This is a genomic window from Streptomyces sp. NPDC005784 (assembly GCF_042871525.1).
Classification (GTDB): domain Bacteria; phylum Actinomycetota; class Actinomycetes; order Streptomycetales; family Streptomycetaceae; genus Streptomyces.
Genome location: NZ_JBIAIQ010000023.1, coordinates 70,836 through 96,646 on the forward strand (window position 1 = coordinate 70,836; position 25,811 = coordinate 96,646).

Consider the following 25,811-nt stretch of genomic DNA (forward strand, 5'->3'; position numbering starts at 1 on the left):
CATGACCAACCCGTTCGACGACGAGGACGGCACCTTCCTCGTGCTCACCAACGACGAGAACCAGCACTCGCTGTGGCCGCAGTTCGCGGACGTCCCCGACGGCTGGAGCGTCGCCCACGGACCCGACACCCACGCCGCCTGCCTGGAGTACGTCGAGCGGTCCTGGACCGACATGCGGCCCAAGAGCCTCGCCGACGCCATGAACGCCCAGCGGTAGCGAGGCTCGCAGTGAACCTGACCGAAACCACCGACGAGGCCCGCGCCAGCGCGGGCCTCGCCCGGTCCGACGACCTCGCCGCGGCCCTGCTCACGCCCGAGGCACGCCGGGACCCGTACCCGTTCTACGCCCGCATGCGCCGCGAGGACCCGGTCCACCGCAGCGCCCAGGGCATCTGGTACCTCACCCGGTACGCCGACGTCGAGGCGGCCCTGAGCGACCTGCGGCTGTCCAACGACCGGGACCGGATGACCCGCGCCTACAGTGCGCTCGGCGGCGACCTCAAGGCCTTCAGCCGGCTCACCGACCGGCTCGGCCGGGTGATGAGCAACACCGACCCGCCGGACCACGCCCGGCTGCGCAGGCTGGCCAACCGTGCCTTCACCGCCCGGCGCGTCGAAGCCCTGCGCGACGGCATCCAGCGGATCGTCGACCGGCTCATCGACGAGGCGGTCGCGGCCGGGCCGGCCATGGACCTGATCGAGGCGGTCGCCTCCCCGCTGCCGCTGTCCGTCGTCTGCGAGCTCTTCGGCATCCCGCCCGAGGACCTCCCGCAGGTCAAGACCTGGTTCCACCGCTTCGGCCGGCTGAGCGAGGACATCGACAAGTCCGAGGCGGCGATCGAGCAGTACGAGGAGTACCTCGCCCGGCTCGTCCGCCACCGCCGGGCCGACCCCGGCGACGACCTCATCAGCGCCCTGGTCGCCACCCAGGCACAGGACGACCGGCTCACCGACTCCGAGCTGCTGTCCACCTGCTTCGTCCTGATCACCGCCGGCGACGAGACCACCACCCACCTGGTCGGCAACGGCATGCTCGCCCTGCTGCGCCACCCCGACCAGCTGGCCCGGCTGCGCGAGGACCCGATGCTGATCCGCACGGCCGTCGACGAACTCGCCCGCTACGACACGCCGACCCAGGCGATCGTCCGGGTCGCCGCCGAGGACATCGAGATCGGCGGGCGGACACTGCGCGAGGGCGAGCTGGCCTACCTGTTCCTCGCCGCGACCAACCGGGATCCCGAGCGCTTCGAGGACCCCGACCGGCTCGACCTGACCCGCCCGGGCAACCGGCACCTCAGCTTCGGCAACGGCCCGCACTTCTGCCTCGGCGGTCCGTTGGCCAAGCTCCAGGCGGAGGTGGCCGTCGGCACGCTGGTCCGCCGGCTCCCGCACCTGCGGCTCGCTGACGGCGCGGTACTCGACTGGCGGCCCAACCCGCTGCAACGGCGGCTCACCGCGCTTCCGCTCACCTACTGACCCATGAACGACGAAGGAGAAGTGACCATGGCCCGAGAGCTCGAGGTCCGCCGGGAACAGGACCTGCCCGCCACGCCCGAACAGGTCTGGGACGCGGTCGCCACCGGCGCCGGCAACCTCGGCTGGCTCTACCCGATGGAGGTCGAGCCGCACGTCGGCGGAAAGGCCACGCGCGGCGACAGCACCGTCGTGGCGTGGGAGCCGCCGCACCACTTCGCGGTTCGGGCCACCCAGGACGGCGGGTTCTCCAACACGCTCACCTACCGCATCGAGCCGGCCGACGGCGGCGCGAGCCACCTGCGGATGGGAATCCACTGGGTGCACACGGGCGTCGTCGACGACACCTGGAACTGGGACACGAAGGCGGACGCGGCCGAGAAGCACGTCGACTTCTACCAGCACTCCCTCCCCGAGTACCTGAGGCACTTCGCCGGCCGCCCCGCCGTCTACGTCAGGGCCGCCCGTGGCGAGTCCACCGAAGACCCCGCCGACTTCGCCGCCCTGTGCCGGCGCCTCGGCCTCGACGACGACGCGGCCGTCGGCGACCGGTTGTCGCTCGACCTCCCGGGCACGGACGGCGGTTCGACGGAGGTGGTCGTGGACTGGCTGAGCCCTGACTTCGTCGGCCTGCGAGGCCCGGACGCGCTGTACCGGTTCTTCAACGGCAGCTCCTGGAACTGGCCGATCTGGCTGGGCCACCACCTGTTCGCCGAGGGCGCGGACGAAGAGCTGGCCACCAAGGCATGGAACGCCTGGCTCAACGGCTCCTGACCCCGCCGCACGACACGACCGAAGGACCCCTGGTGGAAACACTGCTCTACGCCGCCGAACTCGTCGAGGAAGACGGCACCTACAAACTCGTGGTGCAGGACGTGGTGCGGGACACGGTCCAGGTCACCCCGGTTCCCGAATCCGCGGTGGCCAGGCTCCCGGTATTCCTGTCGGTGCTGAGTTCCAAGCTCGGCTCGGCGTCGGCACGCGGCCGCTGGTAGACCGCTTCCGGATCAATGAAGCCGGTGTCGTCCCGCACATCGACTGCCGGACGGCACCGGCTTCGTGAACGGGCGCTGATGGCCGAACGTCAGCCCATGACGGTTCGAGAGGCGGCGCCTCGGCCAGGGGCCGACACCACACGCCCGTCCCGCGCCACATCGACCAATGAGTCGTAGGCACGAGGAGCCAGTGAAAGGCCGAACTGCGAGTACGGGTTGAAGCTCGGGGTCCCGGAGGCGGTGGCGATCGTGACGGTGCCCCCCCCACGACCACAGGAGTGCGCGTCGACGACACGTCGCCGCCGCAACCGGCCGGCATGGCTGACAGGACGGCGCCGGCCGCCGCCACGACCGACCGAGCCCTGGGAGACGACACGGTCCGGCGGTGCATGGCGCTCATCGTGCCAGCGCGATCGACGGCGTCGGCCGGGCTTCCCCGGGCCGGACGCCAACATGCGGGACTATTTCCCCCGTCCGAGTGAGGCCGGCCGACGCGCGGTTTCACGGCCTCGTTGCTGACGCTGCGTCACCTCGAGGCGCACACTGGCGACATGGTCATCAATCCAGGGGACTCCCCGGACGACTCGACGACGCGAGAGATCGACCGACTCGCGACCTCGTACTGGGACTTCCTGCTCGCACGCGAGCCGTCGCTGCGCACGCGCCGCGGGCTGCCGGTCGAGTCGCTGCCGGGGGTGTCCGCGGCGGAGGCCGACGAGCGCGCCGGGTTCGCTGCCGGGATGCTGAACCGGCTGCGTGTGCTGCGACCGGCGGAGCTGTCCGGTCCCGCCGCCGACACAGCGGGCTTCCTTCGGGCACTGGCCGAACAGGAAGCGGAGGCGGGACGTTTCCACTGGCTCACCCCCACCGCGACGCCGTACCAGCTCTTCCGCCTCCAGCAGTACGGTGACACCGTCTTCCGCCCGTTCCGCTTCGAGCACCGAGCCGACGCGGACCGGTACGTGACCCTCGTACGGGACCTGGCCGGTTGCGTCGCGACGATCGGTGACAAGGTCGCCGGGCAGGCGGAGCGGGGCTTTCACATCCCCGTTCCGGCCCTGACCGGCGTCCACACCACACTCACCCGTCTGCGGGCGTCGTCGGCACGGTACGTCCGGGCGGGCGCCGGGCGGCTCACCCGGCTCGACGCGGCGAGCCGGGGGCACCTGCGCGACACGGTCGAGCGGCTCGTGGCCACCGAACTGGAGCCGGCGTTCGACCGCCTCGTCGCCCTCGTGGGTGACCCGCACTACCTCCGGCGGGCGCCGCAGGCCGTCGGCTGGGCCCACTACCCGGAAGGCGAGGCGGCGTACCGCGCCTTCGTCAGGACGTACACATCCGGCGACACACCACCCGAACGCCTCCACGAACTCGGCCGGGAGCACTGCCGCGAACTCGGCGAGCGGATGCGGGAGATGCGCAACACGCTCGGTTTCGCGGGGACCGAGGCGGAGTTCCACGAACGGCTCGCGACCGAGCCGCGCCTGTACGCCGCCACCCCGGAGGAGGTCGAAGCCCGCTACCGCGGACACCTCGACCGCCTCACACCGCTGCTGGCACGCTGGTTCGCGGTCCTGCCCCGCGCCCCCTACGACGTGGCCCGCCTCGACCCGGCGCTGGAGGGGTCGATGACGTTCGGCTACTACGAACCGCCGACCGCCACGCAACCGGTGGGACGCTACCGCTACAACGCCTCGGACCTGGCACATCGGTCACTGCTCGGCGCGGCCGCGCTCATCTACCACGAGCTGTCGCCCGGACATCACTTCCACCTCGCCCGCCAGGCCGAGAACACCGCGCTGCCCGACCTGCGGCGCGAGCTGGCTGCCTTCGGCGGGTTCGAGGAGGGCTGGGCGGAGTACGCGGCAGGGCTCGCCTGGGAGATGGGGCTGTACGACGACCCGTGGGACGCGTACGGACGACTGGCCCATGAACGGTTCACCGCGCAGCGCCTCGTCGTCGACACCGGCCTCAACCTCGGGACGATGACACTGGAGGAGGCACGCACCTTCATGCGGGCCCACGCGGCAGCCGAGTCCGAACGGCAGATCACGACCGAGTTGTTGCGCTACGCGACCGATCTGCCGGGGCAGGCGCTGACGTACCGGGCGGGTCATGCGGAGTTCACGGCATTGCGGGCAGCGTGCGAACGCGGCGCCGGTGCCGAGTTCGACGTGCGCGCCTTTCACGAGACCGTGCTGGCCGGCGGCACGCTGCCGTTTCCCGCCCTGCGCCGACGGGTGGAGAGGGAACTGCACGGGGCATGCGGCCGAACAGGTTTCCAGGGAAAGCCGCTCTACTCGAATGAGTGAAGGCCACAGGGAATTGGTAGCCGCTTACCCGTCCTTGGATACTCTCTGTGATGGAGGGTGCGGGTCCGCTGAAGCGGAGTGCGTCCATCCAATCATCATCTCCTCGACAGAAGAGAAGGATGCTGTGCCATGCCGCCTGTAGTACCTCCTTTCCTGATCGGTCTGATCGCCGTATCCCTGGTGAAGAGGCTGGGCAAGCCCTTGGTGCGAGGGGTCGTCAAAGCGACGGTGGGCCTGGGAATCGAGGTCAAGAGGGCCGTCCATGAAGCCGGCGAGGGAATCCATGATCTCGCTGCCGAGGCGACTGCCGAGGTGCTCGCAGCCCAGACGACACCGGGAGCCGGACACGGTGTCGGCGCCCCGGAGGACGGCACCGCGGGCCGGGCCGGAGCGGCCGCCAAGCCGGCGCCCGTAGCGGCAAAGGCCCACGAGGGACGGACCGGCCGTCAGGCCAAGCCCGCCGGCAAGGCCCGTAGCGCCGGTTCGGCCGCTCCCAAGGCCCGTAGCGCCGGTTCGGTCGCCGCCAAGGCGCACTGAGTCTGCCCGCCGACTCTCCGTGTGATTCTGGCTCGTCCCGATGTCACGGGCACGTTTTCGTCTGCGCAACCGGTCGAGACTGCCAAGTCCCGGCCGGAGCAATCCCGTTCCTTTCCGCTCAAGTCCCTCCGTGACAAAGTTGACTTTGTTCCATGGGGTCTTCGGCGGACACAGCGGCCGTTCGTCGTCCCGGCCTCTCGCATGCGACCGCCACACCACCGGTGACATGGTGGACTGCGCCGTATCGGCCATCACGACACCCTGATGGAGGCAGGTCGGATGTATGCGACCGGAACCCCCCTGTATTCCGCGGAACTCGTCCAGGAAGGCGGTGCCTGCAGACTCGTCGTGACCGATCGCCGGCGCCGCACCGTGCGGCCCGCACACGTATCCACGAAGGCGGTGGAGCAGCTTCCCGCCTTTCTCGCCGGGCTCGGCTCCCTGCACCTGCGCGGGAGCCGTCGGCGATGACGGCGACCGACGCGAAGAAGTGGTTCCGTGTTCACCGGCGTGCGGCGGACCCCAGGCTCCGACTGGTGTGTTTCCCGCACGCCGGCGGCACGGCACAGCTGTTCCACGGCTGGCCCGCGCTGCTGCCGACGGACGTCGAGGTGCTCGCCGTGCGGTACCCCGGCCGCCAGGACCGGCTTGCGGAAGCCTGCATCGAGGACATGGCCACCCTGGCCGACACGATCGAGGACGCACTGCGGCCCTGGCTCGACCGGCCGCTGGCGCTCTTCGGGCACAGCATGGGCGCCTGCGTCGCCTACGAGGTGGCCCTGCGGCTGGAGACCCGCGGCATGGTCCCCGAGCACCTGCTGGTCTCCGCACACGAAGCCCCCGGGTGGGCCGAACGCGTCGCGCTGCACGACGCCGACGACGAAACCCTGATCACCCACGTCCGGCACCTCGGAGACCTGCACTCGGAGGCCTACGACATCCCGGAGCTGCGTGACCTCCTGCTGCCCGCCCTCCGTTCGGACTACCGGCTGATCGAGGGCTACCACCCCCCGAATCCGGCTCCGGTCAAGGCGCCGATCACCGCGTACGTCGGCCAGGACGATCCGAGTTGCGCGCTCGACGGGGTCCTCGCCTGGTCCGGCCTCGCCGCCCCGGGCTCCTTCGAACTGTGCCCGTTCCCCGGGGATCACTTCTACCTCGCAGCCCGCGAGGCCGAAGTGGTCGCGGACGTGGCAGCACGCCTTGCGCGCGCGTGAGGCGCCGGTCGGGCCCGATGGCGAATGCCCGTATCGAGAACCTGGAAGTCCACGGCGCACACCCACGGCTGTGACGGAAGGCGGGGTCCCGGCACCGCGCATGGCGCCCTCGGGGTTCCCAGGGGACGATGATCGTACCGGTCGCTGAGACGTGCGGTGTCCCCGGCAGCGGCCGCGAAGGCTGGGACGGAGAAGGGACCATGCGACCGGGAAGACGTGCCGCCGACGCGATACTCCGGCTGCTCAGCCGCGACTGGGCCGGGCTGGGCATCGCTCTGCTGCCGGCGGCCGCGGGTGCACGGTGTGTATCCAGGGGTACCGGCCGGCGGATTCTCGGCGGTGTGCTGTGGTCCGTGGCCCTCGCACTCGGTCTCGGGTCGTTCCGCCATCTGGTGCATGTGGGCCGGATACGCGGGAGGTATCCGCCACCCGGACGAATGGTCGACGTGGGCGGCTACCGCATGCATGTCCGGGCCGAGGGAGACGCCGGACCGAGGCCCACCGTGGTCTGGATGCCGGGCGGCCATGCCGGCGGATACGCCATGTACCGGCTGCACGCGCTGGCGCGGGAACAGATGCGTTCGGTCCTGGTGGACCGTCCGGGGTCCGGCTGGAGCGACCCGGGCCCGTTCCCGCGCACGACGGCGGCAGAAGCCGTCGAACTGCTCACGGCGCTGGAACGGGCCGGTGAGCAGGGGCCCTACGTCTTCGTGGGGCACTCGTTCGGGGGACTGCTCATGGCCAACGCCGCCAGGCGCCGCCCTGACCTGGTGGCCGGTCTGGTACTGCTCGATCCGACCCCGCCCGATGCCGTCGCCTTCGGCCCGGCGCTTCCGGCCCTGCGACGTGCCCCGAGGGACCAGACCGTCCTCGCGCTGCGTCACCTCTTCGGCCTCCACCCTCTCGCGGGCAAGGAGGAGACACACACCTCCGACGACCCGGCGCAGGTTCTCGCCGTGATCGAGCTCAGGACCAAGGCGAGCTGCGCCGCGGCATCGATCCTGCGAGAACTGTCGCCGGACGGCATCACCAGAGACGGCTGGCAGACGGCCGTGCACGACGGCGAGCTCGGCTCGCTGCCCCTCCTCCTCGTGGCGCCACGCGATCTGACGGGCGGTGGCGAGATCTTCGACGCGGTCGACGATCCGGAGGAGAGCGCCCGGGTACGGCACTTCTTCCTCACCGTGAGAGAGCGGTTCCTCGCGGCCTCCAGCAGGGGGCGGAGGGTCTACACCCCAGAGGGAACCGGCCACGACTTCCCGGATCGCGTACCGGATTTCGTTGTGCAGGTGGTGGACTCGCTGCTGGACCAGTGCGGGCCGGGGGCGCCGAAGCCGTTCTGATCCCGTTGCGCAGCCACGGTCCGCTCCGGCGAGCTTCCGCCCGACCGGATGAACAGCGCCGGCGTCTACGGGCGCATCGGCCGAGGTCCGACTATCGTGTTTTTGGTGGGGGTGACATTCCTGCCCAGCCTTGTCGGTCGGACGGTATCGGCTCGTGCGGCGTCGGCAGTCGTGCTGTGCACACAAGAAGAGGGTTCACGCATGCTCCCTGTTGTTCCTCCCTTCCTCGTCGGCGTGATTGCGGCCCCTCTGGCCAAAAGAGTGGCGAAACCGCTGGTGCGAGGCGTCATCAAGACGTCGGTCGGCCTGACCCTTGAAGTCAAACGTGCAGTCATCGAGGCCGGGGAGGAGATCCAGGGCCTCACCGCCCTGGCTGCTGCCGAGAAGATGGCGAGTTCGGCTCGCACAGGTGGTGTGGAGTCGGCGGTGAGGTAACGGCGCACGGTGCCACGGCCGGCGGCTCGCCGCCTTCGCAAGCTGAGCGTCTGGCCAACTACCGAGACCCGTTCGGCCAGGCTCCAGCACAGACAGGACGACCCCTGGAACCGTGTGGCTGAGGACCCGGGATGTTGATGCTGACTGAGGATGGTGGTTCGGCCGCTGGTGAACGCCGATCCTGCGGCAGGATCCGTCCGCCTATCCTCCGGACATGGTTGATCAACGCTCGGTCGACGTTGGCGGGGTCCGGCTGGCCTATCGGATATCGGGTCCGCCGGATGCTCCGCCGCTCGTTCTGTTGCACGCGCTGGGCGAGGATGCCACCGACTGGGAGGCGGTCGTGCCCGCCCTCGCCCGGAGTCGACGGGCGTATGCCCTTGATCTTCGCGGTCACGGCCGAAGCGACTGGCCGGGGGACTACTCGCTCGAACTCATGCAGGCCGATGTGCTCCGGTTCCTGGACGCACTGGGACTCGGCCCAGTGGATCTGATCGGGCACTCCATGGGCGGGATCGTGGCCTACCTGCTCGCGGAGGACCATCCGCAGCGGGTGAGCCGGCTCGTCCTGGAGGACGTCCCCGTCCCGCGTCCCCGGGAGCGGACCACCCCGACCAGGCCGGACGGCGCCCTGACCTTCGACTGGGAGATGGTTTTGGCCATCAGGCGGCAGATCGATGTGCCTGACCCCAGGTGGCTGGAGCGACTCGGCCGGATCACCGCCAGGACCCTCGTGCTCGCGGGAGGACCGCACAGCCATGTTCCCCAGGACGGCGTCGCCGAGCTGGCCCGCCGCATCCCCGGCAGCCAAGTGGTCACCATCCCCGTCGGGCACCTGATCCACCACGCAGCACCGGAGGCATTCACCGAGGCGGTTTCGGCGTTCCTGGAGGAGAACATCAGTCCTGCCTGCCAACCATGAGCACGGTCACCGGCCGTGACGTGGAGGCGGCCGCACGGGTTCTTCAGGTGCGACCAAGACGTGGGCCCGTGCGGCCTTGTCCCATCCGGCCTTCACGGGCGTCTCGCGTGCACATCTCGGTGGTTTGACCGAGGAGTTGGCCGGGCCGTGGCAGGCCCGGCGGAAATCGGCGTTGCCTCAGCGGCGGGCAAGGAAACGTCACCGTGCCGCCGGGGCGACCCGCAAGCGCGAACTGGTCTTCACCGACCGGGTGCTGGTCGCGCTGGTCCACCTGCGCACTCAGCTCCCACACGCCGCGCTCGCCGGACTGTACGGGGTCGGCCGCTCCACCGTCACCGAGACCATCGGCGAGATCCGCCCGTTGCTTGCGACCGCGGCTTCGCCGTCCTCGACCAGCCCGGACTGCGCCTGCGAACGTTGGCCGACGTGTTCGCCTACGCCGATGCGGAGGGCGTGACCTTCTTTTGTGGGTCTTCGCGGACCGAACTCTCAGCTCGTCAGGCCTCGACATCAATAGCCGACAACGTCGTTGGTCTGGCTGCTCCTAGCCCTACAGCGAGGGCTGGGAAGCCGGGGGTCTGCCGCGGTGCTGTGTGACGCCGGCTGTCTCGCGCTCCCTGCCCGCCCGTGAACGAACCGAAGCATGTGCTCCAACGTTGTTCTATGGCGCTCAGGTTCCGAACGGACGTCGCGGTGGTTCAAGTGCGTGCCGTCTCGGTTTTCCTAAGCTTCGAGGGCAGAGGGAACACCCGGGCTGTTCCTGGACGGATACACACCAAAGACGAGAAAATCGTGAACCAGGAGAATTCCGTCATCGCAGGTACCGGCGCCGACATGGACATCCCCAACGGGGTGATCGGCCGTGTGCGGATCGCGGGCCCGCCGGATCAAGGTGGTCGTTCGCCATCGGGTCACCACGGTGTCCGTCGGCACCGGCAACGCCCACACCAGCAGGGGCGCGTGGCGGGCATCCATCCGGACAGCCAAGCTCCACCGGAGCCCGCTCGTTGCTGATCAGCCGGTTCCACGCCTTCTGCGCGCCGAGCCCGGACGCGGCTGGGCGACCCACAGGGCTGACGCGAAGACAGCCATCCTCGCTTTTGGACCCCTTTAGTACATAAGCATAATCAGCTCCTTGATCGTCGAGGAGCTGGTTTCTGAAATCCGGTGGTCGGACAAGGCTGCCGTGGAAAGCGGAGACATGATGGGCAAGAGTCCTTATGACTATGTCGTGGTGGGAGCGGGGACGGCGGGATGCGTGATTGCCTCCCGGCTTTCGGAACGCCCCGGCGTGCGGGTGTTGCTGCTGGAGGCCGGAGCCCGGGACGCAACCGAGACGATGGCATCTCCTTGGGGCTTCCTGGGGTTTGACCCGTCATCCCTCTGGCTGGGCGCCTCGACCGTGCAGGCCGGTACAGGCAGGACCGCTGACGTGCTGCGCGGCAAGGCCCTCGGCGGATCGTCGAGCATCAACGGCCTCTACCACCTGCGGGGGCACCGCTCCGGTTACGACGAATGGCCCGGCCTCGGTGCTCCAGGCTGGGGTTTCGACGATCTGCTGCCCTATTTCCGCCGCAGCGAGAGCACTCGCGGCCGTAATGCCTCCGTGCGGGGCACGGACGGGCCGGTCGCGGTCGCCCCGGTCCCGGAACCCCATCCCCTGGCCACGGCGGGCGTCGACGCCGCGGTGGAGGCTGGGTTCGCACGCGCCGATGACATCGGCAGCGGGCTGGAGACCGGGTTCGGGTGGAGTGACATGAATCTGCCCGGCGGCGCCCGCCAGAGCGCGGCCGACGCCTACATCCGTCCGTTCCTCGACCGGCCGAACCTGGACGTCGTCACGGACGCGACCGTGCAGCGGCTGCGCACCACCGCGGGCCGCTGCACCGGCGTCGAGTACACCATCGGTGGGGAACACCTGTCCGTCGACAGCGCCGAGGTGGTACTGACCGCCGGAGCCATCGGTTCCGCACACCTCCTGATGCTGTCAGGGATCGGCCCGGCACAACACCTTGAGGAACACGGCATCGACGTCGTCGCCGACCTGCCGGGAGTGGGCTCCCATCTGCAGGACCATCCGATGGCGGGCGTGGTGTACGAGGCCATCCAGCCCGTACCGTTCGTTCCTGCCAACCCGCCGGCCGAAATGATGGGCCTGCTGTACAGCGACCCCGCCGCGGCCCGGCCGGACCTTCAGGTCTACGTCGTCGCCGCACCGCTCCCGTCGGCATGGGGCCGGCCGCCGGCCAACGGCTACTCCATCGCTTTCTCCGCGATGGCTCCGCACAGCAGCGGCACCGTGCGCCTGGCGGACGCCAGTCCCGGCAGCGCTCCCGTCGTCGACCCCGGCTACCTGAGCGACGACCGTGACCTGGAGGTCATGCGCAAGGGCCTGGCCCTGGCACGCCGCATCGGGGAGGCCGACGCGTTCGCCGACTGGCGCAAGCAGGAAGCGGTGCCGGGCGCCGGGACGAGCGGCGAATCCGTGGACGAGTTCATCCGCAAGGCCACCGGCCCCTACTTCCACTTCACCGGCACCTGCCGCATGGGAACCGACGCCGATGCCGTCGTCGACCCTGCGAACCTTCGCGTGCACGGAATAGGCGGACTGCGGGTCGCCGATGCCTCGGTGATGCCGTCCATCCCCTCGGCCAACACCAACGCGACCGTCTACGCCATCGCCGAACGGGCCGCCGAACTGATCGACTGAGCCTTCCTCAGCGCCCACGGCGCTTCCACAACGCTCATCCCCGATGCCTGGACCGCCGGCAGCCGGCCGGAGTCTTCGACCAGCTGCCGGCATCCTGCTTGCGAGGGCCCCGCGGGCAGCGCCGGCGAGGTCACCCAGACCCGCGCCCTCATCGACAACATCCCGCCGCGGTCACATGCCCAGGCCGCCCACAGCGCCGCCCTGCCTTGCTTGGGACACGCTTGGGCGGCATCGGCTGAACTGCGGTCGTACCTTTGGTCACGCGCTTTCGGCAGGCCAGTGGCCCGGCGGGTGCCGGTTCGACGAGAGCGAGGCTGCTCCGGTCGAGCGGGCGTACTCGGTGGGAGTCTGACCGTAGTGCTTCTTGAAGGTCCGGGTGAAGTGGCTGCTGTCCGCGAACTGCCAGTGTGCGGCGAGTTCCGAGATACTCAGGCGATCTGACGGCGCGTTGAGGGCGAGCCGGGCCTCTTGCAGTCGCCGGTGGCGGATGTAGGTGGCCACCTGCTCTCCCACCGCGGCGAATGCCCGGTGCAGCGTACGGACGGAGACGTTGAGTTCACGCGCCAGCATCGCAGGAGAGAGTTCGGGATCAGCGAGCCTGCGGTCCGCGAGGTCCTTGGCTGCCCGGGTGAGCGCGGGAGCCAGCCGGGGTTCTACGTCGTCGAACCGGCCCTTCGTCACCGCCTTGGCCAGCTCGATCAGGGCGGCGTGGGCGGCTTCCACACCGGCCGGGCCGAGGTCGGCCACAGTTGTGTGGATCATGTCCGTGAGGGCCGTCAGCAGGCGTATCTCGGCCGAGTCCGCCGGCCCGGTGATGGCCCGGTTCCCGAGCAGGGGTTTGAGCTCGCCGGGGGGCAGGACGAAGAACTTCGCCGTGAGGTGCGCCGACGTCTCGAAGGCCGACAGGCGACCGACGTGCCGGACGAGGAACTGCCCGGCCGGTACGGTCTGCTCGCCGCAACCCGGCGGGCCGCCCAGAGTCCACGCGCCGCGCTGCACCACGTACATCGCCACCAGATCCTGATCGCCGCCCGGGACGTCCGTGGTCCGGGTTGCCGACGCGGCGTGAAGATCGGCGATCGCCGCGCCCTGCACCTTGGCCACGTGGCCCTTGACCCGGAAGTCACCGATCGTGTCCGGGCTGAAGGCCGGCAGTTGGAAGACATCGTCGCCGATCTGCGTCTCCCACCCGCGCCGGAAGGCGTCGAGTCCTCGCGGTGCGGCGCCCGGGGCGGTCGAGTCCACTGATAACACCCCGCGCGCGCCGTCGACCTCCGCTCCAGCACTGTTCATCACTTCCCGATCCCTCACATTCATTGCTTCAACGCAGTGCTCGTGTTCCGTACGGACGTCGCGTGGTTCATGTGGGCGCTGTGCCAATCTTCCTGCAGACGGCCCGCATGGCAGCGGTCGAGGGGCAGAGCTGTTGCGTTCTGATTCGGCGAGACGAGCTGACCGCCTGCGTACGCGCCGCGCTGGTCGGTTCGCCCGGTTCGGCAACGAGAGACGCGACCCCCTGATGATCAAGCCTCTCGAAGCTTTTGATCACGAACAGGGGTCGCGTTCGCGTGCCATCCTCCCTGATCGGTGTCCATCAACGCCACTGCGCGGACACCGATCCCACCTGCCCGGAACCGTCACAACTCACCTGTCTGGCGGCCGTGTTGGGTCGGATACCCGATTTCCGCCGGGTCCGGGGCCACGCCGGTGCCCCGCGGACGGGCGCCGGACGCGTCGGTGAAGTGGTTCGTTCCTAAGCGACCGTGAGCACGATCTTGCCCTGGATGTGCCCTCTGGCGGCGCGTTCGTGCGCGGTTCGGGCATCCGCGAGCGCAAACGTGCTGTCGATCGCGACGCGGACCGTGCCCGCGTCGAGCAGGCGCCCCAGTTCAGCGAGCTGCGCGCCGTTCGAGCGGACCTGGGCGCTCGAGACCGTGACGCCCAGCTTCGCGGTCTCTTCTTCGTCGAAGTCCCCGGGAAGTACGGGGAACTGGACGCCGCCGCGCTTGAGCGTGCGCAGGAAGCGTTTGCTGTCGGGGCCGCCGACGGTGTCGAGCACTAGGTCGACGTCGTGCACGAGTTCCTCGGGACGACTCTTGGTGTAGTCGATGAACTGGTCGGCGCCGAGTTCGCTCAGGAACGATTCATGCGCGCCCGATGCCACCGCGATGACGCGTGCGCCCTTCCATTTCGCCAGCTGTAGTGCGAAGTGCCCCACGCCGCCCGCGGCGCCGTTGACGAGCACAGTCGTGTCGGCGTCGAGTGCCGTCGGGCGATGCCGTGCCTCCTGGAAGGGCGAGGGGTGATCGTGTCCGACCTCGATCAGGAACTGCCACGCGGTGAGCCCGGCCATGGGGGCCCCGGCGGCGTGTACGTGGTCGATGCCGGCTGGCTTGCGTGCGAGGTCCGACGCGGGCGCGGCCACGTACTCGGCGTACGCGCTGCCGTTGAAGCTGGGAAAACGCAGAAGACCGAAGACTTCATCACCTACGGCGAGGCCGTCCACGTCCGCGGCGACGGCCTCGACGACGCCCGACATGTCCGTCCCCGGAATCACCGGCAGGCCGACCGTCGATTCCGTCTTCCCGGGCATCCTGGTCAGCCCGCCGCGCAGGTACCAGTCCGGAGGATTGATGCCGACCGCGTGAACGCGAACGAGTACTGTGCCCGGCCCCGGCTCGGGAATCGGCACCTCGTCGTAACGCAGAACTTCAGGGCCACCGTGCTCATGGAGCCGGACTGCCCTCATCGTGTGTGTCGGCATCGTTTTCTCCTGCCCGCGCTGCGGGATAGACTTATCCGGATCAGTGATCCACATAAACGGACCACTGATCCGAATATATGGACCACTGATCCGGATAGTCAAGGGGGACAGGTGCGGGCCGACGCCAGGAAGAACCGCGACCACCTGCTCGCAGTAGCGGGCACCGCCATCACCGAGCAAGGCGTCGACGTGTCACTGCGCGACATCGCGCGCAGGGCCGATGTCGGGCTCGCGACGCTGCTGCGTCACTTCCCGACGCGCGAGGCGCTGCTCGATGCCCTGCTCCGCACGAGCTTCGACGAGTTGGCGGCACAGGCAGCCGAGCTGGAGACGTTGAGCTCACCCGAGGACGCTCTCGTTTCGTGGCTACGCGACTGCGTCGCGTGGACAACCGAGTACCGAGGCGTGACCGTGCTGATGGCCGCCGCCATCGAGGACACCGAATCCGCACTCCACGCTTCGTGCGTCACCCTGCGCGCAGCCGGTGCGCGGCTCCTCGCCCGTGCCCAGGCCGCGGGCACGGCGCGGAGCGACATCGACGGAACCGATCTGTTTGCGCTGGTGGCCATGCTCGCCTGGCTCGGCGATCAACCCTCGCTCGCGCCACGCGCCGACGACCTCTTCGAGGTTGTCGCGAGCGCGATCCTGACGAGCGCAGGGAGCAGCGATGCCGAGGAGGAACGGCGCCCTCGGGCCCGTAGCTGAAATCGTCGCGCACGCGGACCGGCGAACTCGGCCGCGCGCTCGGCAGGAGCGGTTCGAGCGCTCCCGGCCGTGGCCGACCCGCAGCCGGCGCAGCGAGCTTTCCGGCTTGAGGACGGTCTCGTAGACGGCTCGCAGTGTGGTGCGGGAGATGCCCGCCTGTTAGGCGGTCTGGCGTTCACTGGCGTGGTGCAGAGGGGCGCCCGCGGTCTCGGCGATGTCCAAGTGGGCCCGCAGCGCGCGCACCGCGGTCCGTCCCCGCTCTCCGCGCCACGGCGTGGTCTCGATGCGCTCCCGCAGCGCGGAGAGAACCTCGAACGCGTCGTGCCGGGATCCCAGCGCCAAGCTGCTGCCGACTGGCTCGTCTCGTACCCGGCGTGCTGGAGCCGCTCGATGACACCGTTCCAACAGGAGGCGTCGGCGAATCCGCCGTGCACCAGCGCGCTGGTCGGTTTGGCAGGGGGCCTGGCCGCGGAGCGGTCGGCGGCGGAGATCGAGGAGAGTGGCCCCGGCAGCGCTGCGGCGACCGCCGCTGCCGCGCCGGTGGCGAGCACTCGACGGCGGTTGGGCTCAGGGTCCACGAGGAATCTTTACACGATCGGGACGGGGGTCTCGCCCCGGCAGCGCGGCCGGGGCGAGAAGCTCTGGTGCGGCGGCCCGGAGGCCTTTGCGGACGCCGACGCCTGCTCGGCCGGACAGGTCCTAGGACTGGCCGTTGAGCCCCTGGGCGGCCTGGGCGATGACGGCGGCCACGACGGCCGGGCGGGAGACGTAGACAGCGTGGCTGCCCGGGGTCTCGGTGACGATCGCCCCGGCGCGCTCGGACATCGCGCGGTGCGCGGGCGGCGGGATCATGTGGTCGTCGGTGGCGACCAGGTACCACGACGGCTTGGTCTGCCAGGCCGGTTCGGAGACCGCGCCTTCGAGTGCTTCGACGCCCCAGGGGACCTGGGAGTCGGCCATGAACGCCGCCAGCCTCTCGGGGACGTCGGCGGCGAAAGCGGCCGCGAACCTGCCCCGGTCCAGGAACAGGAACCCGTTCTCCGGCGGCAGGATCGGCGGAACCGGCGCGCCGGGCGCCGGGTCGGCGATCAGCGAGCTGACCGACTCGCCCTTGTCCGGCGCGAACGCGGCGATGTAGGCGAGCGCCGCGACTCCGGGGTGGCTGCCGGCCTCGGTGATGACCACACCACCGTAGGAGTGGCCGACCAGCACGGCCGGACCGTCGAGGCTGTCGAGGACCTGGTGGGTGGCGGCGACGTCGCCGGCCAGCGACAGAGTGGGGTTCTGTACGACGGCCACCCGGTAGCCGTCGGCGGTCAGTTGGTCGTAGACCCCCTGCCAGCCCGATCCGTCCACGAAGCCGCCGTGTACGAGCACGATGTTCCTGATGGTTGCCATGGTCGCGTCCGATCTGCTTGGGCGGGCCCATGCCTGCCCGGTGCCCTCCATCCAAGCCACGCGAAAGGAAGGAGAACACGCAGAGCAGCACGCAGAGTTCGGCGAACACCGGCCGGTTCCGCGGGGGTCAGGACGCGACAGTGGCCAGGGCGTTGCAGCGGCTGCTCGCCTCGGCGTCACCGATCGACTCGAACACCAGTGCCGCCAGCGCATAGGTACTGCGGCTCTCGCCGGACCGGCCTTCCTCGGCCAGCAGGGCGGCCAGTGTCTCCAGGGCCCCGGCATGCCGGAAGTCGGACACCTGGAGCGTGTCCAGGAGGGCGATTCCCTCGCCGAGCGTGGTGATCGCTTCGCCGCGGCGGCCGAGGTGTCCCAGGCACTGGCCGATTCGGATCAGCGCGAAGGGCCTGCTGTGCGTCGCGACGCTCGGAGTCATCCCCGAGCCCCCGTCGGCCATCAGGGCGAGCCCGGTGCGGAATTGCTGCAGTGCTTCGGCGTAGCGTCCCTCGATACGAAGGCAGTTGGCGACGTTGGCCAAGGTCTGTACGTAGCTGTCGATGTCGCCGAGGCTCTTGAACGTCTCCGCCGCACGCAACGAGAGCGGAATGGCCTCGTCGGACCGTCCGAGCAGGAGCAGCGCCCCCGCCGTGTATTCGTGCGACCAGGCGATCTGCGCCTTGGCACCTCCCCGGGTGGCCAACTCCAGGGCCTCGGCCGCGTATCGCAGCATGGCCTGCGGATCTACCGGCGGCACCGAGTGGACCCAGGCCAGATAGTTCAGCTGGGTCGCCTGCTGCGCCAGGTCACCGAGGGCGGCGGCGGACTCGGCTCCGAGCGCGAAGACCTCGTGCCAATGCGGGCTGTGCACCCAACGTTCGGAGAACCAGTGCATCGACTCGGCGCAGTCGAGGACGAGGGAGTGCCGGCCTCTGCCGGCGGCGGCCTGCATCGCGCCGAGCCAGTTGTCCACATTCACCCGAAGCCACCAGTCGGCCTCTTCCTCGGAGGACGGGACGGGAAGGTCGGGGTCGGACCGGCCGGGGGGCCCGTAGCCGGGTTCGAACCACCGCCCGGAAACCGTGGCCATCCGCAGCAGCCAGGACTCCACCCGCCCCGTCACCGCCTCCCGCCCGGCCGGGGTCTCCTCCTCCTGGAGGCGCTCGCGGGCGAACAGGCGGACCAGGTCGTGGAAGCGGTACCGGCCCGCGGAACTGCCCTGCAGCAGGCCGAGATCGACGAGGTCGTCCAGAGCGTTCCAGGCGTCCTCGATCGGCAGGGCGCCGGCGACGGCCGTCAGAGCGGCGCCGAAGTCCCGGCCGGGTATCACGGCGAGGCGCCGGAACAGCCGTCGTGCGGGGTCTGCGAGTTGCTCGTACGACATGCCGAACGCATGGGCGATCTTGAGATCGCCGGCCGTGAACTGGTCCAGCCTGCGCTCCTCGTTCGCCAGCCGGGCGGCGAGCTCGGCGGCATCCCATTCGGGCCGGCTCACCAGCCGGTTCCCGATGATCCGCAACGCCAGCGGCAGACCCCCGCACAACTCGGCAAGCCGGGTGAGGGCCGACTCCCCGGCGGACGTGGAACGTTCGCCCAGAATCCCCGCCAGCAGTTCCAGGGACTCCGGCACCGGCAGGGGCCCGAGGACGAGTCTGCGGACGCCCTCCAGTCCTGCCAGCAACCGCCGGGTGGTGATCAGTGTCCGGCTCGCTCCACCTCCCTGCAGAAGTGGGCGCACCTGCTCTTCCGACGCGGCGTTGTCGAGGACGACCAGGACCCGCTTGTCCCGTAGCGACGACCGGTACAAGGAGGCGCGTTCCTGGATGTCGCCCGGGATCTGCTGGTCCGGGACACCGAGCGCGCGAAGCAGGACCCGCAGAGCGTCACCCGCGCCCCGCGGCTGCTGGGACATGCCGAAGAGGTCGAGGAAGAGCACCCCGTCGGGAAAGCTCTGCCGCACGGAATGAGCGGCACGGACGGCGAACGTGGTCTTCCCCAGGCCGGCGGAGCCGGTGATGAGCCCCACCACACCGACGCCCGCGGAACTCTCAGCGTGCAACAGTTCGCTCATCCAGGCCAGTTCCGCGGCACGACCGGTGAAGTCCTCGACCGACCGGGGCAGTTCACACAGACCACTCGGACGCGTCCAGTGATCCCGTAGTCGGCCGTCGCGCGCCAGCTCGAGCAACTCCCTGCGAGCCTCCCCTTCCAGCGCGAGCGCATCCGCCAGAGCGGTCACGGTCCGGTGCTGCGGCCCCTTGCTGCGTCCACGCTCCATGTCCGACAGAGTCCGGGCACTGACCCCCGACACCTCGGCCAACTGCTCCAACGTCCAACGTGACGCGCGCCGATGACCGCGCAGCACCTCCCCGAAGACGAGACGCCCAGTGATGGAGCCACACTCCCTCTCAGCCGCGAAGGACCGCCGCCGGCCGACCCCGCGAACCTACTCAGACCATCCCTGATCGCGCATGTTCTATCACGTCGGCTTCCGTCGGGGAACGTATCGGCAACCTGCCGACAAGCTCGGCACCAGATCCCGTGGCCGTCCAAATCGCCGCCTCGCCACCGTTCTTCGTCGCGGCAGCTCCGCGTCCCTCATCGGCAAGTGCTCCAACAGCCTTGGTTCAACGGGGCGGGGTTCTTGTCGAGACTCTTCGTGGTCCTGATGGAACGGAAGTGGCTCATTGTCCGTCTTGGCATGGACGGCTCCGTGCGGCGTGGTGAAGGTCCTTTCGGTTGGCGGTACTTGGACCGGCCCCCTCGGAGTCGCGGGTGTGCGTGCCGGAGCGGGCCGGGTCGGACGACCGGCCGGACCCGGACGGCGTCGTGGGGTGAGCTCCCGGCGCTCACACGCTCTCGCCTCACCCGCTCTGTCGCACCATCAGCACCATTCGCACCAAAGGAACTTCGAATGACCTTCATCGCGCTTGTGTTCGTCGCCGTCACTTCTCTGTTCGTGCTCGCCCCGATCGCCATGGCGGTAACGGCGGTGAACCGGGTCCGCTGGCGGACCCGGGCGCAGCGGAACGGTCTGCGGACCGAGGGCAGATGCATAAGAGTCGAGACGGTGCGACGCTCGGGCGGCGGGCGTCCCTCCTCCTTGCGACGGCACTACCTCTTCGAGTTCGTCACGCGGGACGGTCGACAGGTCCGGTTCGAGGACGCCGCTCCCGACACCACCATCCCCGGTGACCTGTTCACCGTCTCCTATCTGCCGGAGCGCCCGGACAAGGCCACGGTCGCCCTGCCCGGCGACCGCCGGGCCCAGCGGGAACTCGGTTGCCTTCTGGTGTTCCTGGCCTTCTTCCTCACCACGTCACTGGTCATCGCCGGTGTCGGGATCGGCGTGCTCTCCCTGTTCGCGGGCGGCAGCTAGCACTTCGTGATCATGGTTACGGGAAGGGGGAATCGGTGATGGCGGACGGTGTGAGGGAGACGACGATGCGCGTTCTGGTGATGACCACGGGGTGGGCGCCGGACTTCGGCGGGGTCAGCGCGTTCAATCGGCAGCTGTGCGCGGCACTGTCCGCGGCCGGGGCGCAGGTGTTCTGTGCGGCGCTGGGCGAGCAGGGGCAATGGGTGTGGGACGACGCGCAGGCGCTCGGCGTGACGCTGGTGGAGCTCCCGCGGGTCTCCGGTGCCGGCGATGAAGCGGGGCCGCGCCATGTTCCCGTGCTGCCCGGTGGGGTCGTGCCGGACATCGTCGTGGGACACGGCCGCATCACCGGCCCGTCGGCGCTGAGGCTGAAGCGAACTGCCTACCCCGCGGCGCGGCTGGTCCAGTTGGTGCACATGGCGTCGAACGCGTCGGAGTGGGGTGGCACGGAGGAGGCAGCGCCGGAGGAGGAACACGCCCGGTTCGAACTCGAGTTGGCCTCACAGGCCGACCATGTGCTCGCGGTGGGAACGCGGTTGGCCGATTGGCTGCTCAAGGAGCTTCCCGCGCGGAAGCCTGGCGAGCTGGTCCGGCTCGACCCCGGCTTCGACGGCACCGATGCGCCGGAGGTCTCGGCGGCGCTGCCCGAGTGGATGCCGCTGGAGTCGCATGTGTCGCGGGTGCTACTCGTGGGCAGCCTGGAGGACTGGCAGACCACTGGCACGGACATCGCCGCGCGGGCGCTGGCGTACGCACTGGACCGGCTGCCGTCCAGCAGGTACGTCGACCTGGTGCTGTACGACCCGCATCCGGGCGAGAGCGAGGACGAGAACGAGCGTCTGCGCGAGCAGGCCCTGGAGTGGGCCTCCCGGCCCGAGCGGATGCAGGTTTCGATGGATCACTTCGTCACCGAGGGGGCGTGGCTGCGCCGGGAGCGGGAGAGCGCCGACCTGGTGCTGATGCCGTCGCGGGCCGAGGTGTTCGGTCTGCCAGGACTGGATGCCGTCACGGCCGGGGTTCCGCTGCTCGTCTCCGACCGTAGCGGTCTGGGCACCCTGCTGCGTGAAGTCCTGCCGACGCAGGACGCCGACCGGACGGTCGTCCCCGTGACCGGTTGCGAGGAGACGGACGCGGAGGCGTGGGGGCGCCGGATCGCCGAGGTGCTGGAGGACCGGGAAGCGGCGTTCGGGCATGCCGCCCGGGTGCGCGGGACCTGTGCAGCGGAGCGGACCTGGGCGGCCGCGGCGGCGCTGGTCCTCGCGGCGTCCCCCGCGACGGTCGCGGCCGGGGCCCCGGCCGGCGAAGGGCCGCCCGCGGAGCCGGTCATGACCGAGACGGCCGGCAGGTGCGCGGCGCGAACACGCCGGAACGACGAGCACGTCGACCCCGCGGTACCGCCGGTGGATCCCGCCGACTCCGAGCCCGCCCATGTCGACGGCAGCCGGCTCGGAGACGATCCGGACCACGTCCGCGGGCTCGCGACGACCGCCCAAAAGCCTGCCGACCGTGCCGAGTTCCTGGAGCATCTCGCGGATACCTGGCCCGACCACCTCGAGACCCTGGACGCCGTCCAGGCCGCCGCGACCGACCCCAGCCACGAGGTTCGCTTCACCGCCCTGCGGGCGCTGGGGAGGCATTGGCCCGACCGCCACGAGTCCCTGACCGCCATTCAGGGGGCCGTCACCGACCCCGACGCAGAGGTCCGCGAACTGGCCCTGCCGCTGCTGGCGGAGTACTGGTCCGGCCACCCCGAGACGCTGCCGACCGTCCACGAGGCCGTCACCGATCCCGACGGCGAGACCCGTGTCGTGTGCCTGCCGCTCCTGGCGAGGTACTGGCCCGATCGTTCCGAGGTTCTGGCCACCGTCCGGGCCGCCACGATGGACCCGAACCCGTATGTGCGCCTCACCGCGCTGGAGACGCTGGGGGAGTGCTGGCCCGACCACCCCGAGACCCTGGCCATCATCCAGACCGTCACCACCACCCCTGACTCCTTTGTACGGCGTACCGCCCTGTGGACGCTGGGGAAGCACTGGCCCGACCGTCCGGAGGCCGTCGCCACCCTCCAGGCCACCACCAACCATCCCAACGGCGAGGCCCGTGAAGCCTCCCTGTGGGCGCTGGCGCAGTACCGCCCCGACCGTCCCGAAACCCTGGCTGCCGTCCTGGCCGCCAGGACCGACCCCGACCCGGACGTCCGCCGTACCGCCCGACGGATGCTGGCGAGGCGCTGGCCGGACAGCCCCGAGGGCCTGGCTGCCGCGGCCGGCTCCGACGGGTGAGCCGACCGGTGAAGCCGTCGGCAGGCGCGCGGTTGCCGGACGGGATCGTTCCGAGGCGGACCAGGAAGCCGCTGTTTCGTCACGTTGCCCAGAACCCCGGTGCCGCGTCCGGAATCGTTCGCTTCGTGTACCGCCGACTTTCACGCAAGTGATACAGGGCCCTTTCCTGACGTTTGGTGCGCTTGGAACACTCCCTTCGCGCACGTTCCATCAACCTCCGGCCAATGGGCCCGTCAGGACAAGAGGTCACCCACTCATGCCTCAAGCGAATCGACGTCGATTCCTCCAACTCGCCGGTGGTACGGCGGCGTTCACCGCGCTGTCCGGCAGCATCCAGCGTGCGGCGGCTCTGCCCGCGCACCGCCGTTCGGGCTCGATCGAGGATGTCGAGCACATCGTCGTCCTGATGCAGGAGAACCGTTCGTTCGATCACTACTTCGGCTCGATGAGAGGCGTCCGCGGCTTCGGCGACCCGCGTCCGGCCACCACGACGGGCACGAAGCCGGTCTGGTACCAGTCGGACGGCACCAAGGACGTGCTCCCCTTCCACCCGGAGGCGGACGATCTCGGCCTCGCGTTCATCCAGGACCTCCCGCACGGCTGGAGCGACGGGCACGCCGCGTTCAACAAGGGCAAGTACGACAAGTGGGTGCCCGCCAAGTCGGCGACGACGATGGCCTATCTGACGCGTGACGACATCCCGTTCCACTACGCGCTGGCCGACTCGTTCACCATCTGCGACGCGTACCACTGCTCGTTCATCGGCTCCACGGACCCCAACCGCTACTACATGTGGACGGGTTACACGGGCAACGACGGCAAGGGCGGTGGCCCGGTCCTCGGCAACGACGAGGCGGGGTACAGCTGGACGACGTACCCGGAGCGGCTGGAAGCGGCCGGGATCTCCTGGAAGGTCTACCAGGACGTCGGCGACGGGCTCGACGCGAACGGCTCCTGGGGCTGGATCCCCGACGCCTACCGGGGCAACTACGGCGACAACTCGCTGCTGTACTTCAACCAGTACCGCAACGCGAAGCCGGGCGACCCGCTGTACGACAAGGCCCGCACCGGCACCGACGCCCGCAAGGGCGAGGGCTTCTTCAGCCGGCTGCGGGCCGACGTGCAGGGCGGGAAGCTGCCGCAGATCTCCTGGATCGCCGCACCCGAGGCGTTCACCGAGCACCCCAACTGGCCCGCCAACTACGGCGCCTGGTACATCTCCCAGGTGCTGGACGCGCTCACCTCCGACCCCGAGGTGTGGAGCAGGACGGCGCTGTTCATCACGTACGACGAGAACGACGGCTTCTTCGACCACCTGGTGCCGCCGTTCCCGCCGCAGTCCGCCGCGCAGGGCAAGTCCACGGTCGACGTCGGCCCGGACCTCTACGCGGGTGACGCGAGCCGTGCCGCCGGACCCTACGGACTGGGCCAGCGGGTGCCGATGCTCGTCGTCTCGCCCTGGAGCAAGGGCGGTTACGTCTGCTCCGAGACGCTCGACCACACCTCGATCATCCGCTTCATGGAAGCCCGGTTCGGAGTGCGCGAGCCCAACATCTCGCCCTGGCGGCGCGCCATCAGCGGCGACCTCACCGCAGCCTTCGACTTCGCGCACAAGGACGCCGAGCCGGTCGCGCTGCCCGACACCGACGGCTACCGGCCGCCGGACAGCAACCGCCACCCCGACTATGTGCCCACCCCGCCCGCGAATCCCGCCCTGCCCCGGCAGGAGCGCGGCTCGCGCCCATCCCGGCCCCTCAAGTACGCGCCCCTCGTGGACGGTTCGGCGGACACCGCGGCCGGCAAGTACACGCTGACCTTCGGCTCCGGCGCCAAGGCCGGCGCGGCCTTCCTCGTCACCTCCGGCAATCGCACCGACGGCCCCTGGACGTACACGACCGAAGCGGGCAAGACCGTCTCGGACACCTGGAACTCGGCGTACTCCGGCGGCTCGTACGACCTCACGGTGCACGGTCCGAACGGCTTCCTGCGCACGTTCAAGGGTGCCGGCAAGACAGCGGGGCCCGAGGTCACCGCCCGCCACACCGGCTGCGACGTGGAGCTCACCCTCGTCAACAAGGGCGCCGCCACGGCGACGCTCACGCTCACGAACGGCTACGGCGGACAGCCTCAGGCCTTCCGGCTGCGGGCGGGCGCGACCGTGAAGCACAAGGTGGACCTGCGGGCGAGCAAGTGCTGGTACGACCTGACCGTCGTCTCCGACACGGAGGCGGGCTTCCTGCGGCGATTCGCCGGACATGTCGAGAATGGGCGGTCCGGTGTCAGCGACCCGGCCCTCATCACCGTCTGATGGATACCCAACTGCCGGTTGATTTCCGGTCGTGCCACGGTAGTGTGCCCCGGTGACCACGCATTCGAACACTCCTGCAGGTTGGTACCCGGACCCGAACGGGACGCCCCAGACGCAGCGTTACTGGGACGGCTCGCAGTGGACCGACCAGCAGGCTCCGGCCGCACAGCAGGTGCCCCAGCAGGCCCAGCCGCCGCAGCAGGCGTTTCCTCAGCAGGCTGGGGCCCCCGACCCGCGCGTTCAGCGTCAGGTGCAGCAGCAGGCCGGGGTGGCGCCGAGCGGCGTCGGCGGCGGCACGCTGTTCACCGAGCCGGTCCTGGTGGTGAACCAGAAGGCCAAGCTGATCGAGCTGACCAACGAGTACAAGGTCATGGACCAGCAGGGCAACCCGATCGGCTCGGTCGTCGAGGTCGGGCAGGGCGTGCTCAGGAAGATCCTGCGCCTGGTCTCCAGCCTCGACCAGTACCTGACGCACCGGCTGGAGATCCGTGACGCGCACGGTCAGCCGCAGCTGCTGCTCACGCGCCCCGCGAAGATATTCAAGTCGCGGGTGATCGTGACGCGTCCGGACGGTTCGGCCGTCGGCGAGATCGTGCAGCAGAACATGATCGGAAAGATCAACTTCGCGATGAACGTCAACGGCCAGAAGGTCGGTGCGATCAAGGCGGAGAACTGGCGTGCCTGGAACTTCGCGATCGTCGACCACACCGAGAACGAGGTGGCCCGGATCACGAAGACCTGGGAAGGCCTTGCCAAGACGATGTTCACGACCGCGGACAACTACGTCCTGCAGATTCACTTCCAGCTCCCCGAGCCGCTGCTGAGCCTCGTCGTCGCGACGGCGCTGACCGTCGACACCGCGCTCAAGCAGGATTCCCGCGGACTGGGCTGACCGGTCGCGGTTGTACGGAAGGGGGGGGGGGGGCCCGGACCCCCCCCCCCCCCCCCCAACAACCCCCCCCCACCCCCCCCCCCACCAAAAACAGCAGGGGGGGGGGCGGGCCGCCGGAGGGCTGAGTGCACAGGAGACCTAC

The 25,811-nt window shown here is 69.8% G+C and carries 23 protein-coding genes; 18 read left to right on the forward strand and 5 right to left on the reverse strand.

What is annotated here, in order from left to right:
- Window position 1: 1 nt before the first annotated feature.
- From ACFYR3_RS29745 to ACFYR3_RS29805, 13 genes are all read left to right on the forward strand, one after another.
- Window positions 2-217 (forward strand): MbtH family protein, encoded by a 216-nt coding sequence (locus tag ACFYR3_RS29745; RefSeq protein WP_356784048.1) that lies wholly within the window; start codon window positions 2-4, stop codon window positions 215-217.
- Between the two features lie 11 nt (window positions 218-228).
- Complete coding sequence (locus tag ACFYR3_RS29750; RefSeq protein WP_389285158.1) at window positions 229-1,476, forward strand: cytochrome P450; 1,248 nt, start codon at window positions 229-231, stop codon at window positions 1,474-1,476.
- Between the two features lie 27 nt (window positions 1,477-1,503).
- Entirely contained in the window at window positions 1,504-2,247 is a 744-nt protein-coding gene (locus ACFYR3_RS29755; protein ID WP_389285159.1) for an SRPBCC family protein, read from the forward strand.
- Window positions 2,248-2,279: 32 nt separating this feature from the next.
- The gene (locus ACFYR3_RS29760; RefSeq protein ID WP_261708680.1) at window positions 2,280-2,468 is read left to right on the forward strand and encodes a hypothetical protein; all 189 of its coding nucleotides are present in this window, start codon (window positions 2,280-2,282) and stop codon (window positions 2,466-2,468) included.
- A gap of 551 nt (window positions 2,469-3,019) precedes the next feature.
- Entirely contained in the window at window positions 3,020-4,780 is a 1,761-nt protein-coding gene (locus ACFYR3_RS29765) for a DUF885 domain-containing protein (RefSeq protein ID WP_389285160.1), read from the forward strand.
- A 129-nt stretch (window positions 4,781-4,909) separates the two neighbouring features.
- Window positions 4,910-5,317 (forward strand): DUF5132 domain-containing protein, encoded by a 408-nt coding sequence (locus tag ACFYR3_RS29770; protein ID WP_355847987.1) that lies wholly within the window; start codon window positions 4,910-4,912, stop codon window positions 5,315-5,317.
- Window positions 5,318-5,596: 279 nt separating this feature from the next.
- On the forward strand, window positions 5,597-5,788 hold the full coding sequence (locus ACFYR3_RS29775) for a hypothetical protein (protein ID WP_355847984.1): 192 nt from the start codon (window positions 5,597-5,599) through the stop codon (window positions 5,786-5,788).
- Window positions 5,785-6,534, forward strand: coding sequence for an alpha/beta fold hydrolase (locus ACFYR3_RS29780; protein ID WP_355847982.1), 750 nt, complete (start codon window positions 5,785-5,787; stop codon window positions 6,532-6,534). The genes ACFYR3_RS29775 and ACFYR3_RS29780 overlap by 4 nt, the downstream gene beginning before the upstream one ends.
- A 200-nt stretch (window positions 6,535-6,734) precedes the next feature.
- The gene (locus ACFYR3_RS29785) at window positions 6,735-7,877 is read left to right on the forward strand and encodes an alpha/beta hydrolase (RefSeq protein WP_355847979.1); all 1,143 of its coding nucleotides are present in this window, start codon (window positions 6,735-6,737) and stop codon (window positions 7,875-7,877) included.
- A gap of 48 nt (window positions 7,878-7,925) precedes the next feature.
- Window positions 7,926-8,312: a DUF5132 domain-containing protein gene (locus tag ACFYR3_RS29790; RefSeq protein ID WP_356784040.1), complete on the forward strand. Its 387-nt coding sequence runs from the start codon at window positions 7,926-7,928 to the stop codon at window positions 8,310-8,312.
- A 214-nt stretch (window positions 8,313-8,526) separates the two neighbouring features.
- Window positions 8,527-9,234, forward strand: coding sequence for an alpha/beta fold hydrolase (locus tag ACFYR3_RS29795; RefSeq protein WP_389285161.1), 708 nt, complete (start codon window positions 8,527-8,529; stop codon window positions 9,232-9,234).
- 124 nt (window positions 9,235-9,358) lie between these two features.
- Entirely contained in the window at window positions 9,359-9,691 is a 333-nt protein-coding gene (locus ACFYR3_RS29800; protein ID WP_389285162.1) for a transposase family protein, read from the forward strand.
- Window positions 9,692-10,438: 747 nt separating this feature from the next.
- Window positions 10,439-11,944 (forward strand): GMC family oxidoreductase, encoded by a 1,506-nt coding sequence (locus tag ACFYR3_RS29805; RefSeq protein WP_389285216.1) that lies wholly within the window; start codon window positions 10,439-10,441, stop codon window positions 11,942-11,944.
- Between the two features lie 258 nt (window positions 11,945-12,202).
- Here the strand turns inward: ACFYR3_RS29805 and ACFYR3_RS29810 are convergent, their stop codons facing one another.
- Together ACFYR3_RS29810 and ACFYR3_RS29815 are read right to left on the reverse strand one after the other, a co-directional pair.
- Window positions 12,203-13,237, reverse strand: coding sequence for a helix-turn-helix domain-containing protein (locus tag ACFYR3_RS29810; protein WP_389285163.1), 1,035 nt, complete (start codon window positions 13,235-13,237; stop codon window positions 12,203-12,205).
- 460 nt (window positions 13,238-13,697) lie between these two features.
- A complete protein-coding gene (locus ACFYR3_RS29815; protein WP_355848099.1) occupies window positions 13,698-14,708 on the reverse strand; it encodes an NADP-dependent oxidoreductase in 1,011 nt (336 codons plus the stop codon).
- 111 nt (window positions 14,709-14,819) lie between these two features.
- Here ACFYR3_RS29815 and ACFYR3_RS29820 point away from each other — a divergent pair, with 111 nt between their 5' ends.
- A complete protein-coding gene (locus ACFYR3_RS29820) occupies window positions 14,820-15,413 on the forward strand; it encodes a TetR/AcrR family transcriptional regulator (RefSeq protein ID WP_389285164.1) in 594 nt (197 codons plus the stop codon).
- Between the two features lie 159 nt (window positions 15,414-15,572).
- Here ACFYR3_RS29820 and ACFYR3_RS29825 read toward each other — a convergent pair whose 3' ends face one another.
- The 3 genes from ACFYR3_RS29825 to ACFYR3_RS29835 all read right to left on the reverse strand — a co-directional run bounded on the left by ACFYR3_RS29825 (window position 15,573) and on the right by ACFYR3_RS29835 (window position 19,173).
- Window positions 15,573-15,755 (reverse strand): hypothetical protein, encoded by a 183-nt coding sequence (locus ACFYR3_RS29825; RefSeq protein ID WP_389285165.1) that lies wholly within the window; start codon window positions 15,753-15,755, stop codon window positions 15,573-15,575.
- 357 nt (window positions 15,756-16,112) lie between these two features.
- A complete protein-coding gene (locus tag ACFYR3_RS29830) occupies window positions 16,113-16,811 on the reverse strand; it encodes an alpha/beta fold hydrolase (protein WP_389285166.1) in 699 nt (232 codons plus the stop codon).
- Between the two features lie 127 nt (window positions 16,812-16,938).
- Window positions 16,939-19,173 (reverse strand): NB-ARC domain-containing protein, encoded by a 2,235-nt coding sequence (locus ACFYR3_RS29835; RefSeq protein ID WP_389285167.1) that lies wholly within the window; start codon window positions 19,171-19,173, stop codon window positions 16,939-16,941.
- 549 nt (window positions 19,174-19,722) lie between these two features.
- Here ACFYR3_RS29835 and ACFYR3_RS29840 point away from each other — a divergent pair.
- From ACFYR3_RS29840 to ACFYR3_RS29855, 4 genes are all read left to right on the forward strand, one after another.
- A complete protein-coding gene (locus ACFYR3_RS29840) occupies window positions 19,723-20,187 on the forward strand; it encodes a DUF3592 domain-containing protein (RefSeq protein WP_356784028.1) in 465 nt (154 codons plus the stop codon).
- 65 nt (window positions 20,188-20,252) lie between these two features.
- Window positions 20,253-22,469 (forward strand): HEAT repeat domain-containing protein, encoded by a 2,217-nt coding sequence (locus ACFYR3_RS29845; protein WP_389285168.1) that lies wholly within the window; start codon window positions 20,253-20,255, stop codon window positions 22,467-22,469.
- Between the two features lie 256 nt (window positions 22,470-22,725).
- Window positions 22,726-24,777 (forward strand): phosphocholine-specific phospholipase C, encoded by a 2,052-nt coding sequence (locus ACFYR3_RS29850; RefSeq protein WP_355847957.1) that lies wholly within the window; start codon window positions 22,726-22,728, stop codon window positions 24,775-24,777.
- Window positions 24,778-24,829: 52 nt separating this feature from the next.
- A complete protein-coding gene (locus ACFYR3_RS29855; protein ID WP_355847954.1) occupies window positions 24,830-25,669 on the forward strand; it encodes a phospholipid scramblase-related protein in 840 nt (279 codons plus the stop codon).
- Window positions 25,670-25,811: the final 142 nt, after the last annotated feature.